We start from the raw sequence: 12,380 nt of genomic DNA, 5'->3' as shown, positions 1-12,380 counted from the left end.
AATTCCTCCGGAGATTTTTTTAGTTACCATAGTATCAATTGTTTAATATTAATATACTAAGGTACGAAATCATCGCAGCGAAAGCTACTGGAGGTTTAGTTCAACATTGTATTGGCAAAATGCGGGGTTAAAGTCTAAGTTGAACAATTTGTAATATTTAGCCGCCAATATTTTCCAATTTCACATTTTTGTTTAACTTAGTTTCATTGAAAAAATATTGGCTACGGTTGGTCTGAACTTGAACTTTCGTTCAATTTAAGCCCGCACTTCGCCAATACTTTTTCCGTTAGCGGTCATTGTAAACAGACACACTACATAAAATGAAAGTAACGACATCAAACATAATATTATTCATTGTTGTAGAACAACTCAATTACAGACAGAAACCAATGGAAAGATAAAAATGGAACATTAAGACAAATAGAAAATGAATGACAAATGACAGACAATGAAATAAAATTGAATTTTCAGGAACTTGATGACAACCTAAATTCGGCATTTGAAATAAACGATATTAGCAAACTGTCAGAACTTCTTGCAGACAATTGGACAATCCTTGAACCGAGCATTGGAATAGTTCGCAAAGATGACTTTATCAAAACCATAAAGGAGGGAAGGCTGCAACATTATTCAATGAAAAAGGAAGTAATACTTGTGAAAGTTTTTGACAATACAGCTTTGGTAATTTCACGAGGTAGAAATGTCGGAAAATATTTGAACAAACCTTACGATACAGAAATTTGGGTGACTAACATTTACAAGAAGGAAAAATCAAAATGGCTTTGTATATCTACACAAGAAGCACCTGTAATGTGTAAATTATAAAAAGTGTAATCTGGAAACTAAATTAAAAATATGACGAAAAAAATAATCCGTCAAACGAGATGAAATAAGAACAACGAACCGCTAACAAGGTATTGCCAAAAGCGGGGCTGAACGTCAATATGAGTACCGTCCGAAAAATTAACAGTTACAACACATCTATCAACTTTAATATCTGATGAGGAATAAGTATTCGATATCGCAGTTTTTGTATCTTGTAATAGTTTTGATTGCCCTCCTTTTTTATTATAATCATCCCACTTAGAATTGGGCATTATGTATAACATATCCAAATCCGATATACCTTTGATACCTGTATATCTTCCGTAAGAACCTACTTGCAGACTATTTGCAGTTTTGGAATCTATATCTCTATAAAATTCATTCAAAGATTTTGTTATACGACCATATCTGTAGGAAATAGTATCTGCTTTATCTTGAGGAATTTTAATATTTGATATAAACTCTTGAAAGGTTTCTGATGTTTTCATAATATTACTTCTCTTTTCTTACTCCTTTGAATGGTGTACCATCTTGTTTAACATCCATAAATTTCCCTGTATTTATATCTCTTTTAACCCATTGACTTGTTTTAGGGTTAAAAACTTGTGAGCGTTGTTTAACTGCTCCGTGGCGGCGATTATCACCCGGTATTCTGTTTGTAGCCATTAGCTAAAATTTTTATTAATAATTATTTAATAATTATCCCACGTGAAGCAAATCAGGATTGGATTTGTAGTATTCGAAAAGAAATATTTGAATTATAGAAATTATCTATTAAGTTTTATATTAAAAACTTATTTAAAGTTCTATTTTTGATTCATAGAATATCAATATTTCTTAAAGAGATTTCGATTATTAAGAAAATCATTACAAAAGTAAACTCGGTACGTCGGCAAACAATTCCGAGTTTTTTTATGCAATAAATTCTCCTCCATTTTTTATATTATGTTTTCATTTATTTAATATTTACCTTAGTTGTCTTCCAAAATTAAGATAAGATTTCACAATTAAAAATTTCATAATCTTAAAAATTAAAAAGATTATCAACAAGTTGTTAATTATTTGATATTAAAATAGTTAATAACAAATAGATATCTCTCTTTTTCAAAAAAAAATTTATTTTTTATATAAAAAATTATTACAAATATTTTCATAATAGAAACATCTTTTGTTTGGAAAATATTTCTCCTAAACTTTATTATAAATTAAAAAATCCCCAACTTCAGCGTCGAGGATTAATATTACATATTTAAGTGGAATTAATTACAATCTTCCACCCACTCCCTTAAACTTATCAATAAAGGCACTTATTTTTTGAAAAACAGTTTGCTTTTTTGTAAGATATTGTGGATTTAACGGACTCATTTTGGGTAAAATGGCGTTTAATTCAGTACCGTTAGAACTTGCGTATTCCCGTTTTAAAGAAGATTCGATGTAGCGTTTTGTAGCTTCTTCGTTTAAGTTTTCTTCTGTGATTAATTGGGTTGCTTCTTCTTTTTGTTTGACTTGCGCATACTTAAAGAACGAATCAATAACCGTTGCTTTATCTGGAATAGTATCTAAATCTGTTTCATTGATAAAATCTACAACTAAAGATTCTTTTCCTCTATTCCCAATACTTGCACGAATTACTCGACTTATTTCTTCAACTAATTCGGCTTTGTTTTTTGTTTTTTTGTTGTGCTCGAAGATTAATTCTAAGATGTAATCTAAATTAATCTCTTGAGATTTTAATAAATCAACTTCAAAAACCACATCATCCCAATCGATTTCACCATCTTCTGGTTGTTTCCCTTCTTTTTCTTTTCTTAACCAATCACGAATATCATTATACGTCGAACGATAATCCTGCTCTGTTCGCTGTGGTAACAACTGAATCTTTTGCATCACTGTTAAATCATCATCCGAAACATGGTACATTTCTTTGAATTCTTCTACAGCAGCTGCATCGCTTTGGTCAATGTTTTGTAAGGCTTTTAGACTTGTGAATTCATCATAGTTTTGTAAGATATTTTCAACGCGTAAGTATTCACCGAATAATTTTGTAAACTCTTTTTTATCCTTTTCTTTTTCAATTTGATCAGGATTTGGGAATTTTGTATTTAATTCGTTGACCACTTCAATAAATCCTCTACGTGCATCACCTGTTGAAACATCTGTAAAACCTTCTAAATATTCTTTGTAGCTTTTCTCTAAAACAACATTCTTCGTGTTTTTATTTCCAAATAATGTGATGGCATCAATCGTTGCTTGTTCCAAATCACGGAACGTAACAATATTTCCAAAAGATTTCGTTGCATCTAAGATACGATTGGTACGCGAAAATGCTTGAATTAAACCATGGTAACGTAAGTTTTTATCAACGAATAAGGTATTTAATTTTGGTGCGTCAAATCCAGTTAAAAACATACCGACAACGATTAGTAAGTCGATTTCTTTGTTTTTTACTCTTTCTGAAAGATCACGGTAATAATTTTGAAACTCATCACTATCTACACCATAACTTGTTTTGAACATCTTGTTGTAATCGTTGATGGCTTTCGTTAAGAATTCTTTTGCTGTACTGTTTAAAGCAGAAGGCTCGAATGATTCGTCTATGATTTCTCCAATTGCTGATTGTTCTTCGTTCGCTGCAAAAGAAAAGATCGTCGCAATCTTCAACGGTTGATCGCTGTCTATTTGCTGACGATTTAATTCTTCGTAATAATGTTTAGCTGCTTCTACGCTACTCACGGCAAACATCGCATTGAAACCGTTATTTCCGCCTTTTGTACGGTGTGTTTTAATGCGGTAATTTTGTAAAATGTATTTAGAAATTTCGCTGATACGTGCAGGATGCAGAAAGGCTTTCTTCGCATCTTCTGCATTCAATTTCTTTTCATCTATTTCTGTCTCAACCCCTTTGAATTGAGGTTTAACATTGTGGTAATCCACTTTGAATTTTAAAACCTTTTCATCTCTGATGGCATCTGTAATGACATACGCGTGTAATTCTGAACCAAAAACACTTGCTGTGGTTTCTGCACCTAAGGCATTTTCTGGGAAAATTGGTGTTCCTGTAAATCCGAATTGGTAATATTTTTTGAATTTCTTTTGCAGATTTTTTTGGGCTTCACCAAATTGAGAACGGTGGGCTTCATCAAATATGAAAACAACTTGTTTATTGTAAATATCCAACTCTTGATCGCCTTTCATTAAGTTGTTTAACTTCTGAATGGTTGTTACAATAATTTTGTTGTCGTCTTTATCTATGTTTCGTTTTAAACCTGCTGTACTATTTGAACCATTAACACTATCAGGAGAAAACTTTTGATATTCTTTCATGGTTTGAAAGTCTAAATCCTTACGATCCACCACGAAAAATACTTTATCGATAAAATCTAATTTAGTCGCTAAACGAGCAGCTTTGAAACTGGTTAAGGTTTTCCCTGAACCGGTAGTATGCCAAATGTACCCACCACTTTCTAATGTAGACCATTTCTTTGTTTGATAAGCACTTTTAATTTTCCATAAAATACGTTCGGTTGCTGCAATCTGATAAGGTCGCATGACCAATAATGTATCTTTAATATCTAAAACCGTATACGTTAGTAAGACATTTAATAACGTGTTTTTTTGAAAAAAAGTTGCTGTAAAATCCTTTAAATCTTTGATTAAGGTATTATCTGCTTTTGCCCAATTCATCGTGAAATCGTAACTGTTTTTGTTACGCGTAACGGTATTGGCAAAATAACGTGTATCTGTTCCATTCGAAATGACAAACAACTGCAAGTATTTGAATAGCGAATTATCTGAATTAAAGCTCTCTTTGGAATAACGATGGACTTGATTAAACGCTTCACGAATGGCTACACCACGTTTCTTCAGCTCTACTTGAATCATCGGTAATCCGTTGACCAGAATTGTTACATCGTAACGATTGGCGTGCGAACCTGTTTGTTCGACCTGTGAGATAACCTGTACTTTATTACGCGTAATATTCTCTTTATCGACTAAATAGATGTTTTGTATGTGTCCATCATCAAATACAAAATCGTAGATGTGGTTATCGTGAAGTTTACGCGATTTATCGACTAAACTATCACTTGGTTTATCTAAATATTCTACAAGGAAACGCGCCCATTCGTTATCGGTAAATACCATATTATTCAATGCTTGTAATTGTGTACGCACATTGACTAACATAGCTTCCGTTGATTTGAGATGTGTCGGATTCTCGTATCCAAGATTAATTAAATCTTGGATGAATTCTTTTTCTAAGGCAGCTTCTGATTGATAAGCCACTGGAGCCTCGTTTAATTCGTAGAATTTGGTGTATTTGTCCAATACAATGTAATTGTTGGATTCTGCAATCGTTTTGTACATCTTATGTTATTCTAAGTAGCTGTTAATGGGTTGAATGGTTTAGATTCTAATTTGTTTCACTTTCTAAATTGCATTGCTCGTAATGACGTGAGCAATATGTTGCGTTTTTTCTGGATTGCTTCGCTTTGCTCGCAATGACGGTGAGCAATGACTGGATTGCTTTGCTTGCGTTGTTTGCTGGATTGCTTCGCTTTGCTCGTAATGACGTTGGTTATACTCGCGATGACGGTGAGCAATGACTGAATTGCTTTGCTTGCGTTGTTTGCTGGATTGCTTCACGTTGTTCGCAATGACGTTGGTTATACTCGCGATGACGGAGAACAATGACTGAATTGCTTTGCTTGCGTTGTTTGCTGGATTGCTTCGCTTTGCTCGCAATGACGTGGAGTTACCATTCATTAATTTCATCCCATAAGTCAATCCAATTTGGGTTGAGTGTTTCTATTTGTTTTAATTTATTTTTTCGGTTACCTGCTTTTATTCTTTTTTCCTCTGTTATTGCGTCTTCAATTGAATGGAAGCTTTTGTAATAAACTAAGATTGTGCAGTTATATTTTGCCGTAAAAGATTCGGGATTATATTTTGTTTTATGCTCGTATACACGTCTTTTTAGATCGGCTGTTACGCCTGTGTATAGAGTACCGTTTCTTTTGTTTGCCATAATATAGACTACACCTCCTTTTTTCATTTTGGTTTACTGGTTTGGGGTTGCTTTTCTGGATTGCTTCACGTTGTTCGCAATGACGGGAAGCTTAATAACTTTTCTCTGTAATATTCGTATTGTTGGGTTCTTAGTTTAATTTCTTTTGTAATTTCTTCCTCGATAGCTGTATGCGTGGCATCGAATTGATCTAAGAGTTTTACAATGCGTTCTTGTTCTTCTAATGGTGGGATTGGAACCATAAATTTTCTTATATTTTCCATAGTCAAATTTTTCATAGAAGAGTTGGATAAATATTTATTTATCTGATTTCTTACAAAGAAATCTGTCTTAAAATAGTAAAACATAAATGATGGAAGCAATTTTGAATTTTCAAATCTTATTCTTGATACATTGGGTGCTAAGTAATATTTATCATTTTCATTAATCAACGCTATTTCTCCAATAGTACCTACATAAGTAAATAACATATCATTTATATATAATTTACTTCTACTTAGTTTTGTGAACTCACTTCCATCAATATATTTAACATTTGTAAGGTCAAGTGTTCCTTTTACGTTTAATCCCCTCAGAGCGATAATATTTCCCTCATCACTATATTTAATGTGCTTTGTAAATTCATACCCTGCAAGTTTAGTAACATCCGCTACACTGCCTAATTTGTTCCACTCCAATTCCTTACCTTCAAACCTAAACAACTGCTCACGGAAGAACTCAAATTGTTTTTTACGGTTTTGGCGTTCGGTTTCTAATTCGGTTGTTAATTGGTTGGTTAACGAAGTTAATTCATCTAAAACACGAACAATTTCTTGTTGGATTTCAAGAGATTTTTCTGGATTATCTGGACAAGGGATTGGGATTAAAGTGTTTTTAGCATTAGTCCAATGTCTTTTATAACTATATTCTTTATTATAAAAATTAAGGAAGCAATAATAAATATATTTAGGAAAATCCTTTTTTATTTTTAATATCTTAAGACCATCAGCACCTTGAATAAAAGAGAAATTAACATATTTTATATGTTCAGAATGATCACCAAATAGTATGTATTCATCTGCAATTACAGTTTCAAAATTTTCATCTGTATAGCCTGCGATATATTCTTTACCTTGGTCAATAATTGGAGTTTTACCTATAGGTTTATAAATTTCTTTCTTTACCTTACATGGAGCAGTTATCACCTTGATAATATCATTTATGGCTTTCCATTCTACATCAACCCCTTGTAATAACTCTTCTAATTTGCTCATGATTTCCCTCCTTTTTTGTTATTTGCTTTAGCCTGTTTATCGCCTGCTTTAGCTTGTTTTTCTAAGATTGTAATGGTTTTTAGGTATTCACTTTCCACATTGCTAAGGGTTTTGGCTTTGTATTTTTTGTATTCTAAGGTTGCTTTCTCTTTCATTGCAGCATTAGAGATACTCCCTGCATTATCTAAAACTTTGCGTCCTGTCGAATTCAGTATATTATCTAACTCACGGATGTAGTCGTTCATACGCATTGGGCGCTCTTCAATAGCATTTAATTCGGCTAAATCAAAATAGGCTGCTACCAAGTTATTTAATACACGTAATTCTTTTTCTTCTAAAAAATTTTTAGCAATCATCGCTTCAGCTTGTGTAGGCTCATCGCCTTTAAAATTGGTTAATCCAACAAAAGGCTTATCGCTATCTACACGCATATAGATAACTTCGCTTGCAGTATGCCCATGAGCAGCATAATGCAATTTGTTTTGTACAATTTTGAAAAAAGTTACACTTGCATCACTTTTTGGGTCGTAATCGGTTGCTGTAGCGTACAAATCTAATATTTGGCGGTACATTACCTTTTCACTTGAACGGATATCACGAATACGATCTAAAAGTTCTTTCCAATAATTGCCTCCACCAAGATTTTTCATGCGTTCATCATCCATCGTGAACCCTTTTACGATGTATTCTTTCAGCCGATTGGTTGCCCATTGACGAAAGCCTGTAGCAATCTTCGAGTTTATTCTATACCCCAAAGCAATAATCATATCAAGATTGTAATAATCCAGTTCACGAGAAACTTCACGATTACCTTCTATTTGAACTGTTCGGATTTTCCGAACAGTTGCTTCTGCAATCAGTTCTTCTTCTGTAAAAATATTCTTAATATGTTCACTTACTGTTGATTTTGAAGTTTGGTATAATTCAACCAATTGTTTTTGCGTTAACCAAATTGTATCGTCATCCAATTGGACATTAATTTTAGTTTGTCCATCTTCTGCAGTATATAAAATTATTTCACTCATCCTTCGATTTCTTTTACAAGATGATCAATCGCTGCACGTAAAGATGAAATGTTGTTCACAGTTTCAGCTAACTCAGTATTTAACACTTCAATGTCTATCACTTCGCGTGTATCTACCGCTTCTACATACGAACTTACCGAAAGGTTATAATCGTTTTCTTCAATTATCTTATTCTCTATGGTTACTGCAACATGTTTTACATTTTCTTTCGCATCAAACAACTGCATAATCTTCTCGATATGTACATCCTCTAACATATTGTTGTTGGTTACTTTCTTGTAGAAGTCCTCACCTGTCGCATCGATAAATTGTGTTTTGTACTCAGATTTGTGTTTTGATAAAACTAAGATATTTACGCCAATAGAAGTTCCAAAGAATAAATTTGCAGGTAAACTGATTACTGTTTCTACAAAATTTTCTTTTATTAAATATTTTCTGATTTTTTGTTCTGCTCCACCACGGTAGAAAATACCAGGAAAACATACAATGGCTGCACGCCCTTTACTTGATAAATAATTTAAGGCATGTAAGACAAAGGCAAAATCTGCTTTTGATTTTGGTGCTAAAACTCCTGCAGGTGCAAAACGGTCGTCGTTAATTAACGTTGGATCATCTGAACCTACCCAATTTACCGAATAAGGTGGATTAGATACAATGGCATCGAATGGTTTATCGTCGATAAAATGAGGATCGGTTAATGTATCTCCTAATTGGATGTTGAATTTATCGTAATTGACATTGTGCAAAAACATATTCATACGTGCTAAGTTGTAGGTTGTATGATTGATTTCTTGTCCAAAGAATCCATCTTCGATAATGTGGTTATCGAAATGTTTTTTAGCTTGTAATAACAAAGAACCCGAACCAGCAGCAGGATCGTAGATTTTGTTGACCGAAGTCTGTTTGTGCATCGCTAATTGCGCAATCAGTTTCGATACATTTTGAGGTGTAAAGAATTCACCACCCGATTTCCCTGCATTGGCTGCATAGTTAGAAATTAAGAATTCGTAAGCATCCCCAAATAAGTCGATTTGACTTTCCTCGAAACTTCCAAAATTTAACTCGGCAACTCCTTTAAGGATTGCAGTTAATCGTTTGTTTTTATCTTCTACGGTATTTCCTAAACGTGTACTTGTTGTATCAAAATCTGCGAATAATCCTTTGATATCTTGTTCAGAATCATATCCATTTGCAGAGTTTTCAATATCTGTGAATATTGCTTTTAAGTCTGTATTTAGGTTTGAATTTGTATTGGCATTATCGACAATATTCACAAACAATTGACTTGGATAAATGAAATATCCTTTTGTTCTAATAGCATCGTCTTTGATTTCTGGTGTGATGATGTCGTCTGCTAAATTTGCATAGTTTACGCTTTCATCTCCACCTTCGATGTAATTGGTGAAGTTTTCGCTGATGAAACGGTAGAATAATGTTCCTAACACAAAGTGTTTGAAATCCCATCCGTCTACTGAGCCACGTACTTCGTTGGCGATTTTCCAGATTTTGGCTTGTAATTCTGCTCTTTGGGCTGTATTTGTCATTGTCTTTATTTCTTTTTAAAGATAAAAATTATCTTTTGTATATTCATTATTGTAAACATTACAATATTAATCCTTTTAAACGCCAAAACAAGACGTTAGTGCTTTTTTGTAATGGTTTTTTATTTTATTAATTGCAACTAATATTTAAAAGCACTTGCCATTAGTTCTTGTTCAGCTCTTGAAATTCCAATTTGTTTAGCGATATCCTGCCAATTCTTAACTACAGAAGTTACTTCATCGATTATTTGATCCATTTCTGTAGTCGTTAATCGAAAATACTCACCAACACTTTTCGCTAATTCAAAATCTAACGCATTATTATCCATATCAATATTCAAGGCTAAACCATCTTTATCAATGGATGGATTTAAATCATAAGCAGGTGATAAAACCCAACCTTCTTTCGTTAAAATAAATCCATGATTTCGTAAATGATCATCAGTATTGGATATCGCAATATTAAAAATGATTCTACGCCATAATTGGGTTAAATTTTCATTGATGTTCGCTCCATTCGATTGGATGAACTCCACAATATCTAAATAACTGGCAGGCTGATTTTTTATGGTTTCTTCGTTATTTCCTGTCATGGTCATTGCCGATGCGAAATGAATTCTATTACTTCCTTCACGATCAAATCGTTTAGTAAAAAAAGTATGATACGGACCATTAATCTTTTCTATTTTACATTCCGACATATTTATCCCTGCTTTTATCGCTAATTGATACGCTAAATATTCCCAACTAGCTTTATCAATAGTGTCATTCTTAGATGGAAATTTAGCAATCCATGGATGTTTATGCTCATCTAAAATATTAGCTTTTGGACGAGCTCCACCCAAAGAAGAACCAGGAGCTATTAATAGTTGTAACCATTTGTTTATCGCTTCATTATCGGTATCATTTTCGTAATGAACGACAGCTTGTTGAAGTTCTCTTACAGTAGACCATGGTGGCGTAGCCTTTTCGGTATCATTATCCAAAAAGTCAGATTTTGGATCTAGTTTAAAACGCAACGCCCCCATACGTGTTTCGTCATAGACACCTAATAAGAAATCAATATCATATAATGTTTTCGCTTTTTCACCTTTTATTTTAGCGAGTTGAGCTTCACGTCTTTTCATTAAGGTACGTCCCCAAGTATCAGGCATACTGTCTAGAAAGAGTCCAAAGTTTTCTTTATCATTAGCAAATTGTGGCCCTGCAAATAAATGTAAATTGGGATCTAACTGATGATGATGTCCAGATTTTAACCATAGATTATCATACGAAAAGCTGAATGCTTTTCGTCCCTTGGCTTGATAGGCCGATAATACGCCCATTAGTATTGGACTTTCTAAATCTTGCCAATCAGCATAAACATATATATCTGTTTTCTGTACTGCCATCCTATAATATCTCTAAATCTTGTAGTTTACGACCAAGTGTGTCGTCTGCTGCTAACTTTAAAAAATCATCTTGTAAGCCTAAAACCCGAAGCACATTGAAATAAGCTCCCATCGCTACACTTGGCTCTCCTTTTTCGATGAGATTTAAAGTGGATCTGGAAATATCTGCTCTTTCAGCGACTTGTACCGCTGTTAATTTGCGACGTTTACGGGCAAGTTTTATTTGCTCACCCATTTGTGATAAGGTATCTTTATAACGAGGTAAAACAATTTGTTTTTTCATAAATGTCCGTTATTTCATACAAATATAATTAAAACGACTGAAATAACGGACATTTTTATATGAATATTCAATTATTTTCTCTTTGCAAAAGGTTATTGAAAACTTGTTATAACTGTTTTGCGGTAAATATTTGAATATTCTCCGCAAGTTATGCGGTGATTAATTTGTTTATCGTTGCACAATTGGTTTACTGAAAGAATTTGAAGACAATATTTACAATCCAAAATCATTTGACCGAAACACTAAAACATAAACAAGTCTTCCACCATTACTTCAAAAAGGAGAAGACACTTTCAAATTGTGGGTACGTCAGATCATCGTAGACTAAATTAGTAAAAAACTAATATAGCCTTATGATTATGAAAAAGACCAAAGAAATCCAAACTTATTTAACTTATATTAAAAAATTACAAGTTCTAAAATATGCTAAAGAATATGGAAATAACACTATAGCTTATAATTTTTATGGTGTTAAAAAGAGTACATTTTATAAATGAAAAAAAGCATATGAAGAACATGGAGAAGAAGGTTTACTCAGAAAGAAACCAACTCCTCATACTTTTCCTAACCAAATTAAGCAAGAGATTGTAAATAAAGTATTAGAACTTCGAAAAGAACATAAATTAGGGACTTGGCGAATTAAATGGTATCTAGAACGTTATCATGATATTTTGATATCGGAATCAAGTGTTTATCGTATTCTAAAGCGTAATAATGTAGGTCGATTAGACAGAAAGGTGACTAGAAGAGCCATGCATAGTATCAAGTATGAAAAAGAAACACCTGGTCATCAGGTACAAGTTGATGTTAAATTTCTGATTTTTCATGATTCAAATGGCACTGAAATCAAACGATTTCAATACACAGCGATTGATGATGCTACACGAATTAGAGCACTTAAAATCTCTGAAAAACATAATCAATTAAGTTCAATTGAATTCATAAATTATGTTGTAGAAAAATTCCCTTTTAGAATTAATACAATTCAAACAGATAATGGACACGAATTTCAATCAAAGTTTCATTGGCATGTTCA

10 protein-coding genes and 1 pseudogene are annotated in these 12,380 nt (G+C 33.0%); 2 read left to right on the top strand and 9 right to left on the bottom strand.

Features of this window, described 5'->3' with window-relative positions; genetic code table 11:
* The first annotated feature begins 438 nt into the window (after positions 1-438).
* Complete coding sequence (locus B3R94_RS12875; protein WP_291067793.1) at positions 439-825, top strand: nuclear transport factor 2 family protein; 387 nt, start codon at positions 439-441, stop codon at positions 823-825.
* A gap of 50 nt (positions 826-875) precedes the next feature.
* Here the strand turns inward: B3R94_RS12875 and B3R94_RS12870 are convergent, their stop codons facing one another.
* From B3R94_RS12870 to B3R94_RS12830, 9 genes are all read right to left on the bottom strand, one after another.
* Positions 876-1,313, bottom strand: a complete 438-nt coding sequence (locus B3R94_RS12870) for an SMODS domain-containing nucleotidyltransferase (protein ID WP_291067792.1) — start codon at positions 1,311-1,313, stop codon at positions 876-878.
* A 4-nt stretch (positions 1,314-1,317) separates the two neighbouring features.
* Positions 1,318-1,491 carry a hypothetical protein gene (locus tag B3R94_RS12865; protein WP_181816283.1) on the bottom strand — a complete coding sequence of 58 codons (174 nt, stop codon included), beginning with the start codon at positions 1,489-1,491 and terminating at the stop codon, positions 1,318-1,320.
* A 597-nt stretch (positions 1,492-2,088) separates the two neighbouring features.
* Positions 2,089-5,190, bottom strand: a complete 3,102-nt coding sequence (locus B3R94_RS12860; RefSeq protein ID WP_291067791.1) for a type I restriction endonuclease subunit R — start codon at positions 5,188-5,190, stop codon at positions 2,089-2,091.
* Between the two features lie 388 nt (positions 5,191-5,578).
* Entirely contained in the window at positions 5,579-5,878 is a 300-nt protein-coding gene (locus B3R94_RS12855) for a GIY-YIG nuclease family protein (RefSeq protein WP_291049589.1), read from the bottom strand.
* Positions 5,879-5,916: 38 nt separating this feature from the next.
* Positions 5,917-7,104, bottom strand: coding sequence for a restriction endonuclease subunit S (locus B3R94_RS12850; RefSeq protein ID WP_291067790.1), 1,188 nt, complete (start codon positions 7,102-7,104; stop codon positions 5,917-5,919).
* Entirely contained in the window at positions 7,101-8,129 is a 1,029-nt protein-coding gene (locus tag B3R94_RS12845) for a virulence RhuM family protein (RefSeq protein ID WP_291067789.1), read from the bottom strand. The genes B3R94_RS12850 and B3R94_RS12845 overlap by 4 nt, the downstream gene beginning before the upstream one ends.
* The gene (locus tag B3R94_RS12840; protein ID WP_291101294.1) at positions 8,126-9,673 is read right to left on the bottom strand and encodes a type I restriction-modification system subunit M; all 1,548 of its coding nucleotides are present in this window, start codon (positions 9,671-9,673) and stop codon (positions 8,126-8,128) included. Before B3R94_RS12840 ends, B3R94_RS12845 begins: the two co-directional genes overlap by 4 nt.
* A 137-nt stretch (positions 9,674-9,810) precedes the next feature.
* The gene (locus B3R94_RS12835) at positions 9,811-11,061 is read right to left on the bottom strand and encodes a type II toxin-antitoxin system HipA family toxin (protein ID WP_114999441.1); all 1,251 of its coding nucleotides are present in this window, start codon (positions 11,059-11,061) and stop codon (positions 9,811-9,813) included.
* Position 11,062: 1 nt separating this feature from the next.
* The gene (locus B3R94_RS12830; RefSeq protein ID WP_114999439.1) at positions 11,063-11,344 is read right to left on the bottom strand and encodes a helix-turn-helix domain-containing protein; all 282 of its coding nucleotides are present in this window, start codon (positions 11,342-11,344) and stop codon (positions 11,063-11,065) included.
* Between the two features lie 359 nt (positions 11,345-11,703).
* On the opposite strand from B3R94_RS12830, the pseudogene B3R94_RS12825 reads away from it, so the two are divergent.
* Positions 11,704-12,380: pseudogene (locus B3R94_RS12825) on the top strand (helix-turn-helix domain-containing protein); the annotation flags it as partial.

Origin of the sequence: Empedobacter sp. UBA7611, from assembly GCF_002484365.1 — a bacterium.
Classification (GTDB): domain Bacteria; phylum Bacteroidota; class Bacteroidia; order Flavobacteriales; family Weeksellaceae; genus Empedobacter; species Empedobacter falsenii_B.
The sequence above is the reverse complement of the archived record's forward strand: the minus strand, read 5'-3'. Positions and strand labels throughout refer to the sequence as shown.